Raw genomic sequence first — 24,292 nt, forward strand, 5'->3', positions numbered from 1 at the left:
AATATTCGGCCTAATAAATAAAAGTCCTGCCAGAATTATATGAATAATTCGATATACTTTAAAATATTTCAGAGATAGGTTTTATTTCCAGCGCTTTTCCGGAACCTATATCCAGATCGATAATAACTGCATTAAACAAAACCTTGCCTTCGGAAATCTCCAGCTTATGAGGTAACCTTGTAATGAACCTCTGCAGCGCTCCTTCTATATCTACACCCAGGATTGAATCATATTTACCGACCATACCGACATCTGATATAAACGCAGTTCCCCGGTTTAGGATTCTGCAATCCGCGGTTTGAACATGGCTGTGAGTACCGAGCACCGCGCTTACTTTTCCATCAAGGTACCAACCCATTGCCTGCTTTTCCGAGGTCGCCTCTGCATGAAAGTCTACTATTATTAGATTGGTTTCTTTCTTCAGATTCTTAATCTCACGTTCTGCAGCCCTGAAGGGGCAATCTGCAGGGTTCATGAAAACACGACCGATCAAATTTATAACGCCTATTTTTACGTTCTCTTTTATTAATACTGCTGCACCACGGCCGGGTGTTGTATTAGTTGGTAAATTAGCCGGGCGGATGAGACCTTCTTCACGCTCCAAGATATTGTATATATCTTTTCTATCCCAGGTGTGGTTACCTCCTGTAATCAGATCTATTCCCATATCAATCAATTCAGCATATACTTTTTCTGTTATTCCAGCTCCGCCGGCAGCATTTTCACCATTGGCAATAACCAGATCAATCTCATTTTTCGATATAATCTTTTGTAGGTGATTTGCTAAATAATTTCTTGCAGGTTTACCAACAATATCCCCGATAAATAGAATACGCATATCCTTCTCCTTTAAAAGGGCAATATATATAATCGGCACTGAAAGCTTACTGCAATTAGAATCTTCCTGTTTAAGCTCCAGTGCCGAATCTTTTTACTTTAATTCAACGCAGCTTACTTGGCGTAATCGACTGCTCTTGTTTCGCGGATTACGGTTACCTTAATCTGTCCGGGATATTCAAGTTCACTTTCTATTTTCTTAACAATATCACGAGCCACCTGGATAGACTTGTAATCATCGATCCGGTCCGGCTTGACCATTATTCTGATCTCACGGCCGGCGTGAATGGCATATGCTTTTTCTACACCATCAAATGAATCTGCAATATTTTCAAGATTTTCAAGCCTTTTGATATAAGCCTCCAGCGTTTCTCTACGCGCACCTGGACGAACAGCTGATATTGCATCAGCTGACTGAATTAGAACAGCCTCCAGTGTATGAAAATCTGTATCACCATGGTGTGCAGCAATAGCATTGATTATGCCCGGAGATTCTTTATATTTCTTGGCCAGTTCGGCACCGATAAAGACGTGGGATCCTTCTGTTTCATGGTCTATGGCTTTACCGATATCATGCAGCAGTCCAGCTCGTTTCGCAAATGTTACATCAAGCCCCAGTTCAGCTGCCATTATACCAGCTAAATGGGCTACTTCAATAGAATGCTGCAGGACATTTTGCCCATAACTGGTCCTGAAACGAAGTTTCCCCAGCAGATTAACTATTTCAGGATGAAGTCCGTGAACCCTTGTTTCAAAGGTCGCTCTTTCACCCTCTTCCTTAATCTGGGCATCAACTTCTTTGCGGGTTTTTTCAACGATCTCTTCTATTCTGGCGGGATGTATACGTCCATCGCTGACCAGTTTTTCAAGAGATAGGCGGGCCACCTCGCGTCGGATCGGGTCAAATCCGGAAATAATTACTGCTTCCGGGGTATCATCAATAATTAAGTCTATGCCGGTGAGGGTTTCAAGAGCCCTGATATTCCTCCCTTCCCTGCCGATAATGCGTCCTTTCATTTCATCATTGGGCAGAGATACAACCGATACCGTTGATTCAGATACATGGTCGGCTGCGCATCTTTGAATAGCCAGAGTGACAATTTCTCTTGCCTTTTTATCTCCTTCAGCTTTTGCCTGATTTTCAAGATCCCTGACCATCATTAGTAACTCGTGTTCTATTTCTTCCTTTACCCGCTGCATTAAAAGTTCTTTAGCATCTTCCGAGGTCATTCCGGATACTCGCTCCAACTCAGCAAGCTGTTTCTGGTGTATCTCTTCAAGTTGAACACGAACAGTATTGTTTTCTTCTTCTTTTGTCCGGAGTTCCTCTTCTTTTCTCTCCATGTTGGAAATTTTTCGATCAAGACCCTCTTCTTTCTGCAATAAACGTCTTTCAAGACGCTGTAGCTCTGCACGTCTTTCTTTACTTTCTTTTTCAATTTCATTGCGCAGTCGGTGAGCTTCTTCTTTTGCTTCCAGTTCTTTTTCTCTTTTCAGAGCGTTTGCTTTTTCATCAGCTTCTTCAACTATTTTCTTGGCAGCTGACTCAGCAGAAGATATCTTTGCTTCTGCAATCAGTTTTCTGATAAAATAACCGCCTGCAATACCGATAACCAGGGCGGCTAAACTCATTAATATACTTTCCTGCATTTCGGTCACCCCCATTTCTTAGTATGGTTATGATATAGTAATCAATAAAAATATAAGCTGTGTCCAGGACACAGCTTAAAAGAGAAAGTTTTGGAAAAGGGTACAACTATCCCTTAACCTTTGTTATCTTATGCTTTTGTTATCTATCCTCAGTGCGTTACGCACCAGGCTTTCTCTTATCAGTCATGAACTGAACTACCGTTCAAGAATTAATTCTACATTTACAATTTTAGCCTTTACATAATTTTATGTCAAGGAAAGATTACTGCTAATAATTTTTATACTTTACTGCGTCAAGAATAACTCCATCCTGAAATCCACGCCTCTTCAAAAAAGATACTTCTTTACTGAAACTGCTTTCCCGATCTTCTTCTCTACCGGTTGTATTTCTTCTTCTATCAAGAAGCTCTTTTGCTCTTGCCAGGTCTTCTTCGTAATCAAACATCTCTTCAATTTTTTCCTCTAACAGATATCTGTCAATGCCTTTTTGTTTTAATTCATATCGAACGCGATTAATTCCCTGTCCTTTTGATTTTCGGTAATTTATAAATTCCCTGGTAAATTTATCATCATCAATATATCCGAATTCTTCTATCTTTTTAACAGTTTTCTCAATCAGGACAGCAGAATAACCTTTTTTCTTCAGGTAGTCTACAACTTCTTTTCTGCTTCGTGCTCGATATGTAAGATACCGTAAAACCTGGTTAAGAGCCTTTTTAAATATTACCTGATCTTCCAATGCAGTCAACTCCGGTATTAATCCTTATCAGGTTGTTTTACGTCATTATTATCTTTTCCATTACTTTCAGCAATAGTAACCGGCAATCCGGCAAGTTCCCTGACTTTCTGCTCTATTTCTTTCCTAATTGATGTATTCTCTTTCAGGTAATCCCTGACATTTTCTTTCCCCTGACCCAGTCTTTCTTCGCCGTATGAATACCACGCACCGCTTTTAGTAATTACATTATGTTCAAGACCGAGATCTATAATAGAGCCTTCTGCAGAAATTCCCGTGCCATAGAGTATATCGAATTCGGCTATTTTAAACGGCGGGGCAACCTTATTCTTTACCACTTTAACCCGTGTTCTGTTGCCAATTATCTGATCAGAGCCGATCTTTAAAGATTCTATCCTCCTGACATCCAGACGGACTGATGAATAAAACTTTAATGCCCTACCTCCGGGTGTAACTTCCGGGTTACCGAACATTACCCCTACTTTTTCTCTGATCTGATTGATAAATACTGCACAGGTTCTCGATTTGCTGATTACGCCGGAAAGCTTACGCAGTGCCTGCGACATCAATCTTGCCTGCAGCCCCACATGCGCATCACCCATTTCCCCTTCTATTTCTGCTCTCGGCACCAATGCCGCAACCGAGTCAATAACCAGGATGTCAATTGCTCCACTGCGCACAAGAGCTTCCGCAATTTCAAGGGCTTGCTCTCCTGTATCAGGCTGTGATACAAGTAATTCATCCAGATTTACACCGAGATTTGTCGCATATTGGGGGTCCAGTGCATGTTCGGCATCGATAAATGCAGCATATCCGCCCAATTTCTGAGCTTCGGCAATTACATGGAGCGCTACAGTAGTTTTTCCTGATGATTCCGGTCCAAATATCTCGATCACCCTACCTCTGGGCATACCTCCTACTCCAAGGGCAACATCCAGTGATAGGCTTCCGGTTGGAATTATTCCAATATCCTGTCTCGCATCCTGCCCAAGTTTCATAACCGAACCCTTGCCAAACTGCTTTTCAATCTGAACCAGGGCTGCTTCCAGTGCTTTTTCCTTTTCCAAATGATTTTACCTCCTTTATAAGGGTTCTTTTACTGATAATTTCTTTCAAAATTCGCTATTTCCTGCCCTTATTTACAAGATACATAATCATTGTTTCATATTAAAGAGAAATTTAATTATTCGCCCAGTTGGCTTGAATATAACCTGTTATATACCGCACCATGCTTAGTTAATCTGCTTTGATACAAAATAACCTCACAAATATTATTTGGCGGAGATTCAAAATATTCTTCCTGCTCCAGAAATATTTTTACCAATTTATCTGGCAGGGGATATCTTGCCCTTCCGATAGTCAGATGCGGTCGGTAATCTCTTTTTTCCGGTTCAAAACCATACAGGATTAACTCTGAATCGATACTGGAGGCCAGCCTGTTTAAAGCTTCCTTTCCTCTGCTTACATCCACCCAAAAGATCCTCGCCCTCGATAAATTCGGAAAAACTCCACAGCCTCCAAATACAGTCTCAATAGGCTCATAATTCATGAATGCCTTGTCCATAGCGCTTTTAATCTCTGTTATCTTGTGTTCTTCAGTTTCACCTATAAACTTTAACGTCAGGTGCATCCCTTCCGGTTTTACCCATTTGATTCCTTCCAGGTATTCTGAAGCCCTGTGCTGCATATTGAGCACTTCGTGTTTCTGCTTATCCGATAAATCAACAGCAATAAATAATCGAAGCACTCCATTCCCCGGACTATTCATTTATATTCACTTCCCTGAGCAAACTTCTCCGCAATAAATCTATCGATAATTGGACAGCCCTCTCCTTGATTCCCCTTCTTGCACCAGGAAGATTCAACTCTTGGCAACTGCAACCGCCAGGTGAATCAATAGCCACATAAACCAGGCCCACCGGTTTATTTGTTGAATCGCTCTCCGGGCCGGCCAACCCTGTAATACCGATGCCAAAGTCTGTATTAAATTTATTTCTTACCGCTGACGCCATCTTATAGGCGGTTTGCTCACTGACTTCACCGTTAATTTCCAGGTCTGTACGATCAAGGCCAAGTAGATTTATTTTTGCTTCTGCTGAATATACAACCAGGCCGCCTTTGAAGTATTTTGAACTGCCGGGAATATCAGTCAACATATCAGCAAGTAGTCCTCCGCTGCATGATTCTGCGGTAGAAACAGTCATATTTTGATCAGTTAATAATTTTGCAACCGTCCCAACCAGAGTATCATCATCGCAACCATAAATGTAATTGCCAAGCACCTCTCTTAACTGAGATTCAACCTCCGCTATCGAAACATTTGCAATTTCAGGAAGCCCTTTTCCTTTAATCTGAAGATTAACCTCATACCCCCTGGCTACATATGATATGTCTGAAAGCTTTTCTGATCCGGCAGCCTTAATTATTTCCTCCAGCATTGATTCGCCTATACCGGCGCATTTAAGTGTTTTTACTTTTTCCACATTTCCGCAATTACGTTTTACAAGTTCCGGTATTACATAATGATCGAACATGATCTGAAGCTCTGTTGGAGGACCGGGAAGTAACACGATCATCTTTCCATTATCGTATTCCAGAAGTAATCCGGGAGCAGTCCCTCTCGAATTTTCAAGCAGCCTGCTACCATCGAGAACCATCGCCTGTTTACGATTATTTTCCGTCATTTTAAACTTACGATCCTGAAAGAATTTTTCCAACCTTGCTAGCCATTTTTTATCCAGATGCATACTCAATTTAAGTGTTTCCGCGACAGCCTCTCTGGTCAGATCATCATCGGTTGGCCCCAGTCCACCGGTAATTACTATTACTTCACTGGATTCAAGTGCTCTCTTCAGGGCACTGCTGATCGCTTCCATATTATCAGCTACAACACAGCTTTCGCGGACTGAAATACCGATTGACCACAAACGACGTGATAAAAACCCTGCATTGGTGTTTTCTATAAGTCCGGTCAAAATTTCATTGCCTACACAAATTATATCTGCTCTCATTCTCATTCACCTCTAAACATCAAGGAAAGGGCTATCAATGATCATTGGATTAACAGCAAGCAAATTATAAGATGAAGCTGCGGCTATTTCAGCCCGGATCCATGTCCCCGCTTCAAGTTTTCCCTGGTATCGAAAATATGTTATTCCGTCAACTTCCGGAGCCTGCATTTCAGTCCTACCTGCATACCAGTCTTTATTACCGGTTAAAGGTCTGTCAACCAGGATTGTCATTTTTTTACCTATCTGATTTTGATTGATTTTAAATGATATATCTTGTTGTTTTGCCATCAGGCGCTCCAATCTTTTTTTCGACACGCGTAAGGGAACCTGGCCGGTCATTTCATAGGCGGTAGTGCCTTTTTGCACAGAATAGGTAAAAGCGCCCAGATTGTTGAATGGGTAAAGTTCCAAAAAAGAAAGCAGTTCCCTGAAATCCCGGAGATTCTCGCCGGGAAAGCCGACCATACAGGTAGTTCTAAGTGATATCCCGGGTATTTTCTCCTTCAGCCGGTTAATCAGCTTACAGAGAGTTTCCCGATCGTAAGAGCGCCCCATAAGTTTCAATACCTTGCTGGACGCATGTTGAATGGGTAAATCAATATATCGACATATTCTCTTTTCAGATGCTATAAGTTCAATCAGTTTATGATCAATTCTTGAAGGATATGCATACATTATACGCAGCCAGAATTCTTGATCAATATCCATTATCTTCTTAACTAAACCTGGTAGATCCAGACCTTCGCTGGCATATGCTGTCGTGTCCTGGGCAATTAGATTAATCTCGCGTGATCCAAAACTTAATAAGTTTTTTATCTCCTCGACAATTTCTGAAGCTGATTTGCTACGCTGAGGACCCCGGATAGTTGGAATAAGGCAGTAATTACAGTAGTTGCTGCACCCCTCTGAGATTTTTACAAAGGCACTGTGAACAGGTGTAGTCAATGCTCGGGGGGCAAAGGAACAATATGAATTAGCAGGCTTCAATTTCACGGCTGTCCGAATACCTGCTTCGATCATCCTGATCAATAAATCAAGCTTTGAATAGCTGTGAACCCCGATTGCCCCATCGATTTCCGGTATTTTTTTTAATATATCAATTCCGAATATTTCAACCAGACAACCGGCTGCTATAACGATTGGATTTTTTTCATTTTTCACTTCTTCTGCTATGCCAATCAGCGTATTAACAGACTCTTGCTGTGCATCTTCAATAAAACTGCAGGTGTTGATAATAATTATATCTGCTGACTGCCTGTCATCAGTAAGTATATAACCTTTTCCGGAAAGATGTCCCAGTATCTCTTCAGTATCTATCCTGTTCTTTGTGCAACCGAGTGATAGTGCAGCTAATTTTCGAATTTTACGTTTTTTTAGTCGGCTATTTTTCGTTATTATTTGATCTGCTTTTTCCCTGAGGTCCATTATTCCCTCTATTCGTTTTTATTCTTAAAATCCTCGCATATTATTGACGCCTGATCCTGAGTTATCAGTACCTCTCTTGGCTTACTACCTTCAAAGGGACCGACAACTCCTCTTCGTTCGAGATCATCAATTAATCGGGCTGCTCTTGTATATCCAATCCTGAATCTTCTCTGAAGAAGAGAAATCGAAGCCTGCCCCGTGCGGACAACCAGATCTACCGCTTCTGCAAACAATGCATCCATTTCATCATCTTCAGTTTCTTCTGCAGGTTCCATAAATGCACTGCCTTCCTCGTAATCGACTAATCCCTGCTCCTTGATAAAATCTGTAATTCTTTTAACCTCAGCTTCACTTACATATGCACCCTGAACCCTGAAAGGTTTAACTGCACCTACCGGATAGAACAACATGTCTCCGCGTCCTAACAATTTTTCAGCACCAGCCATATCCAAAATTGTTCTGGAATCAAACTGTGAAGAAACAGTAAAGGCGATTCTGGAAGTTATATTTGCCTTGATAATACCGGTTAAAACATCAACTGAAGGCCTTTGTGTGGCCACAACCAAATGTATCCCGGATGCTCTGGACATCTGGGCCAGTCGTGCTATAGCATCCTCAACCTCTCCCGGTGAAACAAGCATCAGGTCAGCCAGTTCATCAATTATTACAACAATAAAGGGCAGCTGTTCCAGATCTTCTTCTTCGGCCGAAAGCTCATTATAAGCCCCGATATCCCTGACTCCCAGCTTGGCAAATAGATCGTAGCGTCTCCCCATTTCTCTGACCATGTTTCTTAGAGCAAGAGAAGCCTTTCTTGGGTCCGTTAAAACCGGCATTAGAAGATGTGGTATGCCATTGTAAACACTTAACTCGACAACTTTGGGATCGATCATCATGAAGCGGACATGATCCGGCCCTGCTTTATAAAGTATACTCATAATCAATGTATTCAGGCAGACACTTTTCCCCGCTCCAGTTGAACCGGCAATTAAGAGGTGAGGCATTTTTGTCAGGTCGGATATTACCGGAATCCCGGTTATATCTTTTCCTAAACCGATTGTCAATGGTGAAGGGCTGGCCTTAAAAGCGCTTTCCTCTATGACTTCCCGGGCATATACCAGTGAAATAACCTTGTTTGGCACTTCGATGCCCAGCGCTGCCTTGCCCGGTATTGGAGCTTCAATTCTAACCAGTGGTGCAGCCAGATTTAATGCCAGATCATCGGAAAGGCTGATTATTTTACTTACCTTTACCCCTGCTTCCGGCTGAACCTCAAACCTGGTTACCGTCGGCCCTGATTGAACATGGATCACTTTGGCTCTGACACCAAAGCTTAGCAGTGTATTTTCAAGCAGCCTGGCTCTATCTTTGCTGCTTTTCAGGTAATGCTTTTCTCCATTTACAGTGGGTAGCGACAGAAGGTCAATTGGAGGAAACTTGTAATCAGTTTTTAACTTTCCGGAACGGACAACCTTTTCCGGTAAATCTTCCTTTTCTCCAACCTGTTCTGTATGCCTGGCCATCTCCAGCTGACGTTCGCTCTGGTAACCACTGACTGTGATCTGTTCCATCCTGGCATTTGCCGCAGTTTCAGCGCTATCTGCCCGCACGGCTCCATTTGCTTCACTGCCCCCCTGGATCAGAGCATTTCCGGCTTGTTCATTCAAAGCTGCTCTTTTCTGCAGAGCAGCCTTCTCCCTCCTACTCTTTGAACCACGTAATAGTTTTCTCATACCCCTCAGCAGACTGGTAATAATAGACTTTATTACCATATATATCTTGTCTGTTGCATTTATAAGTCCTTTTAATAATCGTTTGATTGAAATATTAAGGATAACCAGTCCAGAAATAACTGCCAAAGCTATCAGTAAAATCCTTCCACCGGTAATACCGAGTAAATAGCGAAGTGATACAGCAACTGCAGCACCGGTTACTCCCCCGCCTTCTCCGCTGAAGCCGTATCTGAAACTCTGCCTGATCCAGTCACTGCCACTGATATTCGGTATTTGTGTTGCGATCAGATCGAGATGAACCCAGGCTGTATAGAGCACAAATAGGGCAAGGATTCCGATCATTCTTGTTTTAAGGTTATGCTTTTCTGCTGGTAAAAGCATTCTTAATCCTAGGACAGCTATAAAAAAAGGAATGATTACAGCAGCATTGCCGGCAATCGTTCGTAATGCGCTGTTCATGAACAACCCTACTCCGCCGGTTTGCGCAGTGTTTATCAGTCCAACATAAGTAAATGCTGCCAGCGCCAGAAGCAAAACTCCCTTGATCTGCGTGCGCATTTCCTTATTCAGTTTTTTCTTTTTTTTTCTCCCTTTTTTAGCCAATCTTAAAGACCACCTTATTTTCTATAGTATAAAACACCTGTTCGTCTTTGTAAAGAAATAAACCACCTTATTCTCAATTCCTGCCGAACATTGCAACGGTGATCACAATCAAACCAATAATCCAGCAGTAGTAGGCAAAATATTGAAATTTATGTCTCGCCAGCAGGTTGATAAATATCTTAATTGCCGCTACTCCTGATAAAAAGGAAATCAACCCACCTATACTGTAATGTAAAATCTGTACGCTTTCAATACCGGTTACCAACAGTTCTCTCATCTCCAGTAATGTAGCACCCAGAATTGCCGGAGCAGCAAGCATAAAGGAGTAACGGACGGCTGTGTCCCTATCCAGTCCACGCCAGATTGCAGCCATAATTGTCGAACCCGATCTGGATATACCCGGAATAACTGCGAAGCCCTGAAAAATTCCTATCCACAAAGCATCTTTGAACTGCATACCTTTGACACTATTTCTTCCGGCGGGTAAAAAAGTTAATATTTTCAGGATTATTCCCGTAACGATAAGCATTATCCCAACCAGTAAAATTGATTGAAACAGTATGTCTGTGTAACGGTTAATGATCAATCCGATCAAACCGGTCGGTATGATACCGATTATTAAAAGAAGCATTAATTTAGCCTGGCTTTTGTCCTGCCTGAATTTTAATAAATTTAAGAAATCGTGCCTGAATACCCAGAAAACCGATAAAAGCGTACCGAAATGGAGGATGACTTCCAGGGTTACACCCGGTTCTTTAAGACCGAGCAGCTCCTGGAAAAGGACCAGGTGTCCGGAACTGCTTACCGGTAAAAATTCAGTTAAACCCTGTATTAACCCAAGCAGGGCCGCTTCCCATATCTGCATCACTGATTTCCTCCGGTAAGCACTTTCATTTTTTTCTGTTCCAGTGTAAAATGCATGTGTTTTCCAAAGAGTATTTCCCCTTCCATATGCAGTGGCAGGGATTCGTTGATATCAAGTGTGATCTCTTTAACCCTGTACATCCGGACCTGTTTCATTTTAACATGATTACCGCTGAATACTTTGGGAAAATGATATCCAAGCGTGAAACGGTTCATATCATCCAGGATACAAACATCAAATAAACCATCATCCTGAATAGCATCTGGAACTATCCTCATCCCACCTCCATAATTCTGACCGATTCCCACCGCAACCAGCATGGGAGACATACTCAGTACTTCCGAACCCATATCAATTTCCATCCGGATTGTCCTGTAAGAAAATAACATGAGAAAAAAAGTATAAATGTAGGCAGATACTCCGGTAAGTGGTTTGACGCCCTGATTAGCCCTCAGGGCAACCGCGGCATCAAAACCAACGCCAACGGAATTTATAAAATACCTGTCTAATACTCTTCCCAGGTCTATCGATTTGATATCAGCTTTAAGCAATGCTTCACAGGCCTGATCAATATCTTTGGGCATATTCACGGCGATGGCAAAATCGTTACCCTTGCCACCTCGAATTGCGGCTAAAATAGAATCTGTTTCAGCTATTCCATTCAGTACCTCGTTAACTGTTCCGTCTCCACCGGCGGCAACAACTATATTAAATCCCTTTTCCGCTGCAGTTCTGGCTGCCTCTATGGCATCTCTGGGTCCTTTTGTATAGTAGATTTCAAAATCAACGCCCGATTTCTTAAATATTTCTTCGATCTTCGGCATTAAAGATCTTGCCCGTCCGCCTCCGGCAATCGGGTTAACTATAAATTTGTAGCTATTCATTTTTCGTCACCTTGTTCCATTGTTTGATGGCTTTCAACAGGCAGGGCTGCCCGACCTGGACAGCCCTGCATACGAAAATTCCCCTTTCGTTAGTTCATCAGCAGGAGAAACGTTTTTCAAGATTTTTCATTGTTTCAACTATACCGCCATATTCAAGTTCAGAGTAATGCAGCATGGCCGGTCCTGAAAAACCCTGTTCTCTTATTTCCAAAGCTTTCCGGGATACTTTATCCCTGATAAAATCCCAATATGGATGATCAAAACAATCAACTGGTTCGGTTAATTTGCCTTCATGAACGCAAAAACCAAGTGCACTGACAACCGGAGGTCCGTCAAAATATGAAATACTGCTGCCCATTTTTACAGGCATCATCGGTCCGATATGACTACCACGCATGAATCCTGCGACATAATGCCCGATGCTGTATGGTGAAAGAATCTCTCCGGTAGCAGGAAAATCACCCTGGCACCTGACCAGTAAAACTGGATCGTCTTTTCCGGTATATTTTCCGGCAATATTATGAAGCCTTGTTGTGCTGGCTGCAGTCGCTTGTTCACCCGTTGCCCGTGAATGAATAGATGAAATCACAAATCTTTCATTATCCCTCAGTAAGGCGGCCAGGTTATATGTATCTTCGGGAGTCATTAATTCTATAACCTTGTCTTTTTCAGTATATTCAACATCCATAACCGTAAATTTAAAACCCTCACTGATTTTCGGAGATAATATTAAACCACTGCAGTGCATGGGATCACCGAAACTGAGGAAGAGTGGAAGATTGTAAGCGCCCGGATCGGTTTTATCTGCTGTAAAAAGCAAAAAAGGTTCCGCTCTGCGTTCTTCAAACTCCATTTCAGCAACAGCCGGGCCGAGCCCTTTAACATTGCCGGAAAAAGCATCAGCCAGCAGGTCTTGACCTGCCCCATATAATCCTTGATCCTTTGCCGTTTCGGTTCCGCAGATGAATGCATCCCAGGCCAGCTGGTGTAATTCCCTGCAGCCAGATCCGTTCTGGTGAGCAAATAATATGGCCACGTCATCTCCCGTGCTTCCTACAAAAAAATCTGTGATTAATTCTCCCAGTTTTTTTGCAACACATTCCCGGACTGTGGTTATCAGGGCTGAGCTTGGTCGTATATGGCCGGCTATGCTTCCCACATCCGCCTTTATCACGCTCAAAGTCGTTTTCAATTTATTCCCTCCTTTGATTAACACGGTTGATAGTACTCGGGATCCACTGTTATTAAAGTATATTTTCGACCGCTTACCGGTAAGTTCCTGCATATATAATCTATTCGCAAACTTCGTGATATATATAAATTATAATTTCCAGTCAGTCGATATATTTCTGTTTTTGATTTAACTGACTATAATATTTTTTTATTTGGTTGTTCAGAAAAAAGGAATTAACTTTATTTTATCGAAATTTTGTGCAGCATATATATCCGGGATGTGTAGCTTTCCATGACTAAAAGCACTGTCGAAATAATCCATGAACTATTTTCCGATAACAAACTGGATTCTTTTAATTTGAAGATTTCCGAGTCAAAGGGTACTGTTTTTCTCGAGGGCAATGTTGATCGCTGGGACCAGGCGGTAATGGCCGGTCACCTGGCCGGATCATTAAGAAGTGTTACGGCAGTTGTAAATGATCTTATGGCAGCGGACACTGTACCGGAGTTGTTCATTAGAACTGCCGGAGAGGACCGACTGATCGGCCATGCCGATGTAGTGGTTATCGGCGCAGGAGTAATCGGTTCTGCTATTGCCCGTGAGCTTTCAAAATTTAGCTTAGATATTGTACTTGTAGAAAAAGAATCAGATGTCTGTTGTGGAGCAAGCAAGGCGAATAATGGTATGGTTCATTCCGGTATCATCCAGGAGCCTGACACCTTGAGAAGCAAATTGAATATACGCGGGAATATGCTTTATGAAAATTTATGTCGAGAACTTGCCGTGCCTTTTTACCGCAGCAGCCTGATTACCCTGATCATGAAAGAAGAAGAACTATTTTTGCTTGATCTGGTAAAAGCCCGGGGAGATGCGCTGGACATACCGATCGAAATATTGAGTCGTGAAGAAGCTCTTAACCTGGAACCATCTCTTACTCCCGATCTAAAAGGCGCTTTTACTGCACCCTCCACCGCCATGACCTCACCTTACAAGCTTACAATAGCCTATGCAGAAAATGCTGTAGAAAATGGAGTTAAACTTTTCTTAAATACAGAAGTAACCGGCTTGAAAGCTGAAAGAGGTAAATTAACCAGGGTTGTAACCAACAGGGGAAGCTTTACAACCCGGCTCTGTATTAATGCAGCCGGCATCTATGCCGACAAAGTAGCTGAAATGGCTGGAAAGCGCGAATTCACCATCCATCCCAGAAAAGGTGAACTTATACTTTTTGATCAGGTTGATTTCGAAAACCACGCAAAAATCCCTACCGGAATTCTTGCCATTGGTCAGGACCCTTATACCAAGGGGGGCGGCTCAATGGTCACAACCGATGGCAACCCAGAATGGGGGCCTACAGCGATAGAAACAGCCGATCGTGAAGATACCTCAGTAACTTTGGAAGGAATTAACCGTATAATTGACAAATTCAATTCAGTAATACCGGGCTTCAACCCCCAAAAAAGTATTATCTCCTTCTTTGCAGGAGTCCGCGCTGCAACATATACGGAAGAATTTCATATTAAGCCATCAGCTTCGATGAAAGGATTAATCAATGTTGCCGGCATACAATCTCCGGGGCTCGCTGCTGCTCCCGCCATTGCTGAGATGGTTCTGGAACTGGTTGCCGCGGAAGGATTTGAACTTATTGAAAATAAGTCGTTTAACCCCGTACGAAAAGGTCAATTACGGTTCAAATCTCTCCCCTTAAGAAAGAAAAAGGAATTAATTACAAGAAATCCGCTCTACGGCCAACTGGTCTGCCGTTGCGAGCAGGTCACCGAAGGTGAAGTGCTTGACTCCATTCACCGTCCCGTTCCTGCCCTGACACTTGATGCCATCAAGCGTAGAACCCGGATCGGGATGGGTCGTTGCCAGGGAGGGTTCTGTACTCCGCGTCTTTTACTTTTACTTGCCAGGGAACTTCATCTCCCTCTTGAAGATATCTCCAAAGATGGACCCGGCTCTGAATTGCTTCTGCGCCCCACCAAATTAAAGCCTGATTGACAAAAGGAGTTAATAGATGAACAACTCTCGGGATTATATTGCTGTAATCGGTGGAGGTCCGGCCGGACTTGCAGCTGCCTTATCTGCTGTCAATGCCGGTTGCAACCGGATCCTGCTTATAGAACGTGATCGCGAACTGGGTGGAATTTTAAACCAGTGCGTTCATGATGGTTTCGGGACGCTTGGTTTAGGTAGAAGCCTGACCGGACCTGAATATGCGGCACACTATATTGATGAGGTTATCAAGAAACCTGAAATCGAAATAGTCAGTAATACCGCAGTACTCAGCCTCAAAAAAAACCGCCGAATCATTGCTGTTAACCAATCAGGTCTACTTGACATCAAGCCTTCTGCAGTAATCCTCGCTATGGGCTGCCGGGAGCGCAGCCGTTTTCAGACTGTTATTCCCGGTTTCCGACCAGCCGGAATTTTTACTGCAGGCACAGTCCAGAGACTAATCAATATTGAAGGAATGCTTCCCGGCGAAAAGGTTGTTGTTCTTGGCTCGGGAGATATCGGGATGATCATGGCCAGGCGACTGACCCTGGAAGGTGCAGAGGTAAGGGGTGTGTTTGAAATAGCACCACGTCCCGGAGGATTAACCCGTAACATTGTCCAATGCCTCTATGATTACAACATACCCCTTCACCTCTCTCATACCGTCACTTTTATTCACGGCAAAAAAAGAATTGAAGGTGTCACAATCGCTCCTGTTGATCAGAATCTAAATCCATTGTCGGATAAAGAATTTGATGTGGAATGCGATACTTTAGTTCTATCCGTTGGTTTAATTCCAGAAAACGAGCTATCCAGGGAAGCAGGTGTAGAACTTGACCCCCTTACGGGAGGCCCCTTTGTTGACCAACATATGGCTACCAGTGTACCAGGCATTTATGCCGGTGGCAATGTTGTCCATGTTTACGATCTGGTAGATTATGTTACCGGTTCTGCCGACAAAGCCGGTTTGGGAGCGGCTGACTATATAAAGAAAAAATTAAAAAAAGGAAGTGCCCGGTTATTACCCGGCTTCAATGTAGCACATGTAATTCCACAATACCTTTCTTTACCGCTTGAGCAGACATTAGAAATATTCCTGCGAGTTAAAGAACCGGCAGAAAATGTGAAGATTCGTTTGTCCTGTCGGGAACAGTTTATTTTCGAAAAAAAAGAGCGCATCGTGCGCCCTTCTGAAATGATTAAGGTAAAGATACCTCTTGATTTTATTAACAGCATTCAAAGAAATGATCAAATTACTGTTTCGGTTGAATGATCAAGATCAATTCGCCATCTTATGCCAGAATTCGGACGGTTTTAAGTCCGGAGGCACTTTCCTGGCCAGCCATCGGTTGAAGATAGGTGTTATCGCCGCCAGCGATGTAAGAAAACGTTGTTTAGTTCCGGTAGGTCGGTTATAGGGGCATTTAGCGAGGCAGATCCCGCAGTTGGTCCCTTTGAATGCCCAGAAAGCACGGCAAACATCATGTTTGAGCGGGTACTGTAGAAGACCGCGATGACTGAAATCCCCAGCCTGCTCGTATTCCATATCACCAAAAGTAATTGCTTTTACCGGACATGCTCTCGCACAGGCCTTACAGTCAGCGCAAAACCTTTCAATCCCAAATTTAATCGGCCTGTCAACAGTCAACGGCAAGTCTGTCAAGACTTTTGAAATCCGGCATCTTGTACCCAGGTAAGGATTGATCAATTTGGCGTGCCGTCCCAGTTCCCCAAGCCCTGCATCAATGGCCAGCGGAACATTAAGAGCTGTACAATTTGCGCTGGGAATGGCGTTGTAACCGAGGCTGCGGATAAACTCAGCTGTATTCATTGCAGTGTATGCAATTTTAGAATAAAGCAAATGGGTAGTGCCCATCTGGGTTGATGTAGGGGCTGTTCGTATACCGTCATAATCCATTTCCTGCAGTATTACTACAGAGTATTGAATACTTTCAGGAATTACCGCCACTTTATTTTCGAGAACCCTGGGGCTTTTAATATCAGCGTATTCAGGGTTCTCATCCGAAAAGACAATCGGATGATTCAGCTTTGTTTCTGGATCATAGTGCTTGGAGTATACCCAACGCCTGTCCAAACGGCAGATACCAACCACATCCGCTCCAAATTCCAGGGCTACACGCTTAACAATACTGGCAGCATAATTATTTTCTGCCTTCCAGCGATCTATCCCTTCCGGTAATCCAAGGCCCAGCGGACGCCAGCTGTTTCCCCGCTGATTTAAAACATTTATCGGAAAGTCGCTTCCCCTGAAAGTCCCTTCAGCGCCACCAAGGAAAGCCCAGTCAAGCAGGGAATAACCTTCTTCGCCAGCCTGTACTCTTTTGGTGCGGTTAACCAGCATCTGGTTAACGCTGGATTTCGCATATTTTTCGTTCCATTCCGGCTGCCAGATCATATTATATTTTTGATTGAATCGCGAAAATTCTTCAGTTGCTTTATGCAATTCAGCTGCGGTGCTCTCAACTTCCCTAATACCATAAATACCTTTATAAGCTTTGTTCACAGAAATCTCTCCTTCTGAGCAGTAAATCCCCCATGGTAATAGGTTTACTGTATACCTGAATAAGACGCCAGTCAATCCCGTTTTTGTCTAAAAAGTTTCCTGGCTTAAAATAAAATAACGGCTGCAGAATCGCTGCAGCCGTTATTTTATTAATTTATCTTTACTTTTTTTCACCGTTCGGTGAAATATCGATAATGATTGGCATAATCATCGGACGCCGCCCGGTATTTTCATAGAAATATGACGATGCTGCATCCCTTACTTTTGATTTAATTTTATTCCATTCCGGGAGATCGTTTTTATTTAATTTGTCGATTGTAACTGATAGTTTGGCCTTCGCACCATCCAACAGGTCTTCAGATTCCCGAACATAAACAAAACCGCGTGTAATAATTTCCGGTCCGGCAAGAATTTTTTTCTGTACCGGATCTAAAGCCATCACAACGATCACAATTCCGTCTTCAGCCAGCATCTGCCGATCACGGATTACAACCTCACCAACATCACCGACACCGAAACCATCTACCAAAACCCTTCCAGAGGTTACAGACCCGGCCAGGCGACCCTTTCCTTCGGTAAATTCCATCACATTGCCGGGCTTGGCTAGAAAAACATTTTCTTCGGATATCCCCAGTTTCTGGCTGATTTTTGTACAGTAGACTTGCTGTCTGTATTCACCGTGAACCGGTATTACATATTCAGGTCGCAGTAAATTAAGCATGAGTTTGATCTCTTCTTCACTGCCGTGACCGGAGACATGCACACCGGATATCGGACGATAAATAACATCTGCCTTGAGCTGAAAAAGGTTATTGACCGTGCGGGCCACCAGTTTCTCATTTCCAGGAATCGGGTTGGCTGCAATGATTACCGTATCACCCGGTTGGATTTCGACCTGCCGATGTTCCGACTGAGATATCCTGGTCAGGGCTGACATAGGCTCACCCTGACTCCCGGTTGTGATCAAAGCCATTTTTTCAGGAGGAATCTCCTTTAGTTTATCGAGATCAACAACAACACCGTCAGGCACTTTCAAATAACCAAGTTCAGTTGATATCTCAAAAGAGTTTATTATACTGCGGCCAACGATACAGACCTTTCGATCATAACGGACGGCAGCGTCGATAACCTGTTGTATCCGGTGTATGTTGGACGCAAAAGTAGCCAAAATAATCCTGCTTTGGGATAGGCGGAATATCTCATTTATGCTTTCACCGACTGCCTTCTCGGAAAGTGTATATCCGGGCCGGTCGGCATTTGTTGAATCGATTAGTGCTGCAAGGACTCCTTTTCGACCCAATTCGGCTAGCTTAAAGTATTCAGTTACTCTGCCATCTACGGGAGTTTGGTCAAACTTGAAATCACTTGTATAAACGATGATTCCTGCCGGTGTTTCGACAGCAACCCCGACAGAATCGGGTATGCTGTGATTGGTCCGGAAAAATTCCAGTTTAAAGTTTTCCGATAAAACAATTCCCTGATCCGGATTGATTTCATTAAAACTTATCTTTTTAACCGGATGTTCTCTCAGTTTTGCTTCCAACAGACCAAGAGTTAACCTGGTTCCATATATGGGAGCATCTATCTCTTCAATGATGTATGGTAGCGCTCCTATATGGTCTTCATGCCCGTGAGTAAGTATTACACCCAGGATGTTTAGATTTTGTTCATGAATATATGAAATATCCTGTATTACAATATCCACACCGAGCATTGACTCATCAGGAAATTTTAATCCAGCATCCATCATGATACATTCCCTGCCGTACTGCAGGAGGAACATATTCTTTCCAATTTCACCGACTCCACCCAGTGGAATCAACTGAACTACATTGTTTTTTTTCTTTCGTCTTGACAAAATAAACCTCCAAATTTTATATCAGTTTCTAATACCTGTATGACCGAAACCCCCATCGCTACGTTCTGTAGATGGTAATTCATCAGTTTCTTCCAACTCTGCCCGTATTACGGGGCATAGAACTATCTGGGCGATCCGGTCTCCCCTCTTTATGTTAAAGGGGGCTTCACCTAAATTAATTATAATTATTTTTATTTCTCCGCGATAATCCGAATCGATGGTTCCCGGAGAATTTAATATACCAATACTATTTTTAACCGCCAACCCACTTCTGGGACGTACCTGCAGCTCATACCCCATGGGAACAGCAGCAAAAATACCGGTTGGAACCAAAACAGTTCTATTCGGCTCCACCGTTAATACGTTTTCAACTGCTGCATAAAGATCCATACCCGAAGAACCATCGGTCATGTAGCAGGGAAGCGGTATATCGAGAGCGTTTTCAGCCCTTTTAATCAATAATTTGACTGCTTTCTGCAAAAGATTCTCCTTGCCTGACCGGTCCTGTTAATTGCGGCGCGGACGGTTTCTGTTTCCTGATTCGCGTTCCATTCCTTCAGGGCGCGGCAGAAGTGCTTTCCGGGATAAATTTATTCTTCCCTTCTCATCAATATCAAGCACTTTAACTTCAATCTCATCGCCAAGTTTGACAACATCTTCAGTTTTATCTACCCGGTGATGATCAAGGTGCGAAATGTGGAGCAAACCTTCTTTTCCGGGAAGAACTTCAACAAATGCTCCGTACTTTTCAACCCGGGTTACTCTGCCGGTATATATTTCTCCCGCTTCAACATCTCTCACCAGGGCTTCGATCATCTGCAGAGCCTTCTTACCGTTTTCTGGATCGACAGCAGCTATAAATACTCTACCGTCGGGTTCAATATCAATATCAACACCTGTCTCCGCGATTATCTTATTGATCATCCGGCCACCAGGTCCGATAACATCCCTGATCTTATCCACTGCAATCTGGAGTTTGAGCATCCTCGGGGCATTCGGTGAAAGCTCCGGTCTGGGAACTTCAATGGCTTGATTCATAATACTGAGAATATACTTGTACCCTTCGTCGGCCTGCTGGAGAGCTTTTTCAAGTATTTCTCCCGAAATGCCCTTTATTTTGATATCCATCTGTATAGCAGTGATTCCTTTTTCTGTTCCGGCTACCTTGAAGTCCATATCACCAAGGAAATCCTCGATACCCTGAATATCAGAAAGAATTACAACATCATCATCTTCCTTAATCAATCCCATGGCAATACCGGCCACCGCTCGCTTTAGCGGTACTCCCGTGTCCATCATCGATAATGATCCGGAGCAGACACTGGCCATTGACGTCGAACCATTGGATTCCAAGACTTCCGAAACCAGTCGAATCGTATAGGGAAACTCATCTTCAGAGGGCACAACCGGTTCAAGGGCCCTTTCAGCAAGCGCACCATGACCGATTTCGCGTCTTCCCGGTCCGCGCATGAATCCCGTTTCACCTACGCTGTATGGTGGAAAGTTATAGTGATGAATAAATCGTTTAGACTCTTCAATGCCAAGCCCATCCAGCATCTGCATATCGCGCAGCGCAGACAAGGTACATATATTGAGCACCTGAGTCTGTCCCCTGGTAAAGATCGCAGAACCATGTGTCCTGGGCAAAAGTGTTGTTTCACAGGTAATCGGTCTGATCTCCTGCGGGTTTCTGCCGTCTGCTCTCAGCGATTCATGCACGATCATTTTCCGTAGAGTATCTTTAAGGGTATTTTCAAATATTTTACCCAGATCTGATTCGTGTTCAGGGTACTGCTCAAGATATTCTACCAGGAGTTCCTGCTTAACAGCAGCCAATTTCTCTTCCCTTTCCTGCTTATCGGAAATTTTCAGGGCACTTGCTATCGATTCCCGGATAATCGGCACTATTTTTCCAGCGATCTCCTGAGGCTCTTCATAGGTGATTACTTCCATTTTGGGCTGTCCGGCATCATTAACCATCTTATCCTGAACTGCTACCAGCTCTTTAATAAATTCATGTCCTGCTTCGATGCATTTCAGGACATCTTCTTTGCTTATTTCCTGAGCGCCTGCTTCAACCATCATAACCGCTTCTTTTGTCCCGGCCAGCATTAAATGCAAATCGCTCTTTTCAGTTTCTTCCTGGGTCGGGTTAATAACCGGTTTCCCGTCGATAAGCCCTACAATTACTGCACCAACCGGTCCGTCAAAAGGAATTTTTGATATGGAAAGCGCTGCCGATGCTCCTATAATTGAAAGTGGTTCGGGCGGGCAGTCCTGATCCATGGAGAGAATTGTTGAAACCACATGAACTGAATTTCGAAAACCTTTCGGAAACAAGGGACGGATCGAACGGTCTGTTAACCTGCAGCCCAGTATCGCCCTTTCGGTTGGGCGTCCTTCACGTTTGATAAAACCACCGGGTATCCGCCCGACAGCATATAACCTTTCTTCATAGTCTACTGTTAGCGGTAAAAAATCTACTCCTTCGCGTGGTTCATCAGATGCAGTTGCTGTAACCAGAACAACTGTATCCCCGTAGCGAAGTATTACCGCTCCGCTGGCCTGCTTGGCCAGTTTTCCGGTCTCCATAGTTAATTTTCTGCCATGCATATCCATCTCGTATGAATACATATCAAAAACTCCTCTCAACTACTGTACTTGTATCAACTGGAAACACGGGGGCTTAACCCCCGTGTTTTTTTGTTACTTCCTGATTCCAAGTTTCTGAACTACAGCCTGGTAACGTTCCGGAGACTTATCGCGAAGGTAATTTAATAATCCCCTCCGTCGACCAACCATTTTAAGCAATCCTCGTTGCGAATGAAAATCTTTTTTGTGCATTTTCAGGTGCTCGGTAAGATAATTGATCCGTTCTGTGAGAAGTGCAATTTGCACCTCCGGAGATCCGGTGTCACCCTCATGCTGTTTGAATTGATCAATAATCTCCTGCTTGCGTTCATGGTCCAACATAAAAAAACCTCCCTTTTATTAATCGCCGTGTGCCAAGTTGAAGCGTCGGGAAATCGCTTAACCTCGCATACGGTTCAAACTATATGTATCTTAGCACAGAACAACCTGCTTGTAAAGAAATACTACTCCCTGATTTTTCCTGCCGGTAAAATTTTATCAGTTCTCTGCTCTTTTCAATATCCCGGCCAATTTGTTCTTTTAATTCCACAACTGACGTGAACATCCGGGTGTCACGAAGTTTTTCCAGGAAGCAAAGGCGGATTTCCCGGTTATAGATGGAACCGTTAAAATCAATTATGTGTGTTTCCACAGCGGTGCTGTGATCGGAGAAAGTGGGACGCGAGCCAACATTGGTCACACCGTAAAAAATATCTTCATTTAGATTACTGACCGCAGTAAGATAAACACCTTTTCCCGGCCATAAGAGACGCTTTGAAGCCTCGATATTGGCCGTGGGATAAACCATTTTACGTCCGATCCCGTAACCTTTAATCACTCTGCCCTGCCTGAAGAAATAGTAGTTCAACAGATCGGCTGCATCCTTCACCGCACCGGCCAAAATCAACGATCTAATAATTGAACTGCTGACTTCTTTCCCTTCATATTTTACCATATCGGTAATTTCCACCGTAAAACCAAGTTCCTTACCCCAATAGCGCATGGTTTCCGAACTGCCGGAGCCTTTATAACCAAAATTATAGTCTTCCCCGGTAAAAACACCTTTAATACCCAGCTTTTCAATTAAAATCATCCGGACAAACTGCTCTGGAGTTAGCTTCGAAACATTCTCATTAAAAGTTTCGATCAGTAGGTAATCCAGGCCAAGCTCCGCCATTATCTCGGCACGATCTGCAATATCTGTCAGTAATATCAGTTTTTTCTCCGGCTGAAGAGCTATCACCGGGTGGGGATCAAATATAAGCGCTGCTGAAAAGGCATTTTCCTTTTCCGCTTTATTAATCATCGATTTTAAAATTGCCTGATGCCCCCTGTGGACACCATCAAAGTTACCCAATGCCAGCATAAGAGGTTTATTTTTTACCTGAAATCGCTCCAGGCCGTTAACAATCTCCATCAGGTGCACACCTTTCTCAAGACAGGTATTTCAACGTTTTAATAAATTGCCTATACTCATCGTTTTTCAGTCGGACAAGCGCTCTGAATTGCCCAGCCTCATCATAAACCCTGATTGGCTTTGAACCTTCTACGATCGAAAAGTTGGGAAGATCTTTGTCCCATTCAATCACTTTACCCTGGCTCAACTCCAGAACCTGTTTATTATTCAATTCCAATTTCGGAAAATGAGCAACAGCTCTGTCCATCGGTAATATCGCTTCTGTCAGCTTTGACTCATCGGCAAGTTTATGAATTTCGTCTATAGTTAGTGATTCTTCAATAGTAAATAAACCAACTGAAAGCCTTTCCAGTAATGAAAGATGGGCCGGACAACCAATTTTCTCTCCCAGATCAAAGGCAAGAGTCCTGATATAGGTTCCTTTCGAACATTCGACTTCGATAAGCAAATGAGGCGCAAAATCGGGATCATAGCGGATCAGTTTAATGCTGTAAATATCAATATTTCTTAACTTACGCGGTATTTCACTGCCCTTTCGGACCCAATGATAAAGCGGCTTACCTTTGTATTTGATTGCTGAATAGGCCGGCACTTTCTGTAAAATTGTCCCTTCAAAACTGTGCATGACTTCCTCGACCAGCTCTTTTATTAGCCCGGGCACTTCGGAATGAGCAGTTGTAATTCCCGTTGCATCATCAGTATCAGTGGCTACTCCCAGGGTTATTCCTGCCCGGTATTTCTTCGGAAGTTCTGTAATATATTCAGCGAGCCTGGTTGCTTTTCCTATACAAATTGGCAGTACGCCTGTCGCCATTGGATCCAGTGTTCCTGTATGGCCGATTTTCACTGCCGGAATCAACCTGCGAATTATATTTACTATATCGTGGGAAGTAACATTCTGATGTTTATTGACAATAATCAAACCATTCACTGCGCTGCTCCT

Annotated in this window: 20 protein-coding genes; 2 read left to right on the forward strand and 18 right to left on the reverse strand. The window is 43.3% G+C overall.

Annotated elements, in window-relative coordinates; all coding sequences use genetic code 11:
- Positions 1-58 precede the first annotated feature (58 nt).
- From SCJ97_05355 to fbp, 11 genes are all read right to left on the reverse strand, one after another.
- The gene (locus SCJ97_05355) at positions 59-838 is read right to left on the reverse strand and encodes a TIGR00282 family metallophosphoesterase (protein MDW7739469.1); all 780 of its coding nucleotides are present in this window, start codon (positions 836-838) and stop codon (positions 59-61) included.
- Positions 839-951: 113 nt separating this feature from the next.
- On the reverse strand, positions 952-2,487 hold the full coding sequence (rny, locus tag SCJ97_05360) for a ribonuclease Y (GenBank protein ID MDW7739470.1): 1,536 nt from the start codon (positions 2,485-2,487) through the stop codon (positions 952-954).
- Positions 2,488-2,755: 268 nt separating this feature from the next.
- The gene (locus tag SCJ97_05365; protein ID MDW7739471.1) at positions 2,756-3,235 is read right to left on the reverse strand and encodes a regulatory protein RecX; all 480 of its coding nucleotides are present in this window, start codon (positions 3,233-3,235) and stop codon (positions 2,756-2,758) included.
- 8 nt (positions 3,236-3,243) lie between these two features.
- Positions 3,244-4,290: a recombinase RecA gene (gene recA, locus SCJ97_05370; GenBank protein MDW7739472.1), complete on the reverse strand. Its 1,047-nt coding sequence runs from the start codon at positions 4,288-4,290 to the stop codon at positions 3,244-3,246.
- A 116-nt stretch (positions 4,291-4,406) separates the two neighbouring features.
- Positions 4,407-4,991, reverse strand: a complete 585-nt coding sequence (gene thpR / locus SCJ97_05375) for an RNA 2',3'-cyclic phosphodiesterase (protein MDW7739473.1) — start codon at positions 4,989-4,991, stop codon at positions 4,407-4,409.
- A complete protein-coding gene (locus tag SCJ97_05380) occupies positions 4,984-6,234 on the reverse strand; it encodes a competence/damage-inducible protein A (protein MDW7739474.1) in 1,251 nt (416 codons plus the stop codon). The genes thpR and SCJ97_05380 overlap by 8 nt, the downstream gene beginning before the upstream one ends.
- A gap of 12 nt (positions 6,235-6,246) precedes the next feature.
- Positions 6,247-7,659: a 30S ribosomal protein S12 methylthiotransferase RimO gene (gene rimO, locus SCJ97_05385; GenBank protein MDW7739475.1), complete on the reverse strand. Its 1,413-nt coding sequence runs from the start codon at positions 7,657-7,659 to the stop codon at positions 6,247-6,249.
- A gap of 8 nt (positions 7,660-7,667) precedes the next feature.
- A complete protein-coding gene (locus SCJ97_05390) occupies positions 7,668-9,995 on the reverse strand; it encodes a DNA translocase FtsK 4TM domain-containing protein (protein ID MDW7739476.1) in 2,328 nt (775 codons plus the stop codon).
- A 73-nt stretch (positions 9,996-10,068) separates the two neighbouring features.
- Positions 10,069-10,860 (reverse strand): undecaprenyl-diphosphate phosphatase, encoded by a 792-nt coding sequence (locus SCJ97_05395; GenBank protein MDW7739477.1) that lies wholly within the window; start codon positions 10,858-10,860, stop codon positions 10,069-10,071.
- Positions 10,860-11,744, reverse strand: coding sequence for a diacylglycerol kinase family lipid kinase (locus SCJ97_05400; GenBank protein ID MDW7739478.1), 885 nt, complete (start codon positions 11,742-11,744; stop codon positions 10,860-10,862). The genes SCJ97_05395 and SCJ97_05400 overlap by 1 nt, the downstream gene beginning before the upstream one ends.
- Positions 11,745-11,841: 97 nt before the next feature.
- Complete coding sequence (fbp, locus tag SCJ97_05405; GenBank protein MDW7739479.1) at positions 11,842-12,936, reverse strand: fructose-1,6-bisphosphate aldolase/phosphatase; 1,095 nt, start codon at positions 12,934-12,936, stop codon at positions 11,842-11,844.
- Between the two features lie 273 nt (positions 12,937-13,209).
- Here fbp and SCJ97_05410 point away from each other — a divergent pair, with 273 nt between their 5' ends.
- Both SCJ97_05410 and SCJ97_05415 read left to right on the forward strand, forming a co-directional pair.
- Positions 13,210-14,922, forward strand: a complete 1,713-nt coding sequence (locus SCJ97_05410) for an FAD-dependent oxidoreductase (GenBank protein ID MDW7739480.1) — start codon at positions 13,210-13,212, stop codon at positions 14,920-14,922.
- 16 nt (positions 14,923-14,938) lie between these two features.
- Entirely contained in the window at positions 14,939-16,192 is a 1,254-nt protein-coding gene (locus SCJ97_05415) for an FAD-dependent oxidoreductase (protein ID MDW7739481.1), read from the forward strand.
- A 6-nt stretch (positions 16,193-16,198) separates the two neighbouring features.
- On the opposite strand, the gene SCJ97_05420 is transcribed toward SCJ97_05415, so the two are convergent.
- The 7 genes from SCJ97_05420 to truB form a co-directional block, all read right to left on the reverse strand.
- Positions 16,199-17,443, reverse strand: coding sequence for a reductive dehalogenase (locus tag SCJ97_05420; GenBank protein ID MDW7739482.1), 1,245 nt, complete (start codon positions 17,441-17,443; stop codon positions 16,199-16,201).
- Between the two features lie 160 nt (positions 17,444-17,603).
- Positions 17,604-19,301, reverse strand: a complete 1,698-nt coding sequence (locus SCJ97_05425) for a ribonuclease J (protein MDW7739483.1) — start codon at positions 19,299-19,301, stop codon at positions 17,604-17,606.
- 21 nt (positions 19,302-19,322) lie between these two features.
- On the reverse strand, positions 19,323-19,781 hold the full coding sequence (gene dut, locus SCJ97_05430) for a dUTP diphosphatase (protein MDW7739484.1): 459 nt from the start codon (positions 19,779-19,781) through the stop codon (positions 19,323-19,325).
- Between the two features lie 27 nt (positions 19,782-19,808).
- A complete protein-coding gene (locus SCJ97_05435) occupies positions 19,809-21,935 on the reverse strand; it encodes a polyribonucleotide nucleotidyltransferase (protein ID MDW7739485.1) in 2,127 nt (708 codons plus the stop codon).
- Between the two features lie 72 nt (positions 21,936-22,007).
- Positions 22,008-22,271, reverse strand: coding sequence for a 30S ribosomal protein S15 (gene rpsO / locus SCJ97_05440; protein ID MDW7739486.1), 264 nt, complete (start codon positions 22,269-22,271; stop codon positions 22,008-22,010).
- Positions 22,272-22,353: 82 nt separating this feature from the next.
- Positions 22,354-23,349 (reverse strand): bifunctional riboflavin kinase/FAD synthetase, encoded by a 996-nt coding sequence (locus SCJ97_05445; protein ID MDW7739487.1) that lies wholly within the window; start codon positions 23,347-23,349, stop codon positions 22,354-22,356.
- Between the two features lie 16 nt (positions 23,350-23,365).
- A complete protein-coding gene (gene truB / locus SCJ97_05450; protein ID MDW7739488.1) occupies positions 23,366-24,280 on the reverse strand; it encodes a tRNA pseudouridine(55) synthase TruB in 915 nt (304 codons plus the stop codon).
- Positions 24,281-24,292: the final 12 nt, after the last annotated feature.

This window comes from Bacillota bacterium, from assembly GCA_033549065.1.
GTDB lineage: Bacteria > Bacillota > Dethiobacteria > DTU022 > DTU022 > JAWSUE01.

What these genes read in the sequence shown, in the direction of transcription:
- SCJ97_05355 (MDW7739469.1), bottom strand. Translation starts at nt 838, where the DNA reads ATGCGTATTCTATTTATCGGGGATATTGTTGGTAAACCTGCAAGAAAT.
- rny (MDW7739470.1), bottom strand. Translation starts at nt 2,487, where the DNA reads ATGCAGGAAAGTATATTAATGAGTTTAGCCGCCCTGGTTATCGGTATT.
- thpR (MDW7739473.1), bottom strand. Translation starts at nt 4,991, where the DNA reads ATGAATAGTCCGGGGAATGGAGTGCTTCGATTATTTATTGCTGTTGAT.
- SCJ97_05380 (MDW7739474.1), bottom strand. Translation starts at nt 6,234, where the DNA reads ATGAGAGCAGATATAATTTGTGTAGGCAATGAAATTTTGACCGGACTT.
- rimO (MDW7739475.1), bottom strand. Translation starts at nt 7,659, where the DNA reads ATGGACCTCAGGGAAAAAGCAGATCAAATAATAACGAAAAATAGCCGA.
- SCJ97_05395 (MDW7739477.1), bottom strand. Translation starts at nt 10,860, where the DNA reads ATGCAGATATGGGAAGCGGCCCTGCTTGGGTTAATACAGGGTTTAACT.
- SCJ97_05400 (MDW7739478.1), bottom strand. Translation starts at nt 11,744, where the DNA reads ATGAATAGCTACAAATTTATAGTTAACCCGATTGCCGGAGGCGGACGG.
- SCJ97_05410 (MDW7739480.1), top strand. Translation starts at nt 13,210, where the DNA reads ATGACTAAAAGCACTGTCGAAATAATCCATGAACTATTTTCCGATAAC.
- SCJ97_05415 (MDW7739481.1), top strand. Translation starts at nt 14,939, where the DNA reads ATGAACAACTCTCGGGATTATATTGCTGTAATCGGTGGAGGTCCGGCC.
- SCJ97_05435 (MDW7739485.1), bottom strand. Translation starts at nt 21,935, where the DNA reads ATGTATTCATACGAGATGGATATGCATGGCAGAAAATTAACTATGGAG.
- SCJ97_05445 (MDW7739487.1), bottom strand. Translation starts at nt 23,349, where the DNA reads ATGGAGATTGTTAACGGCCTGGAGCGATTTCAGGTAAAAAATAAACCT.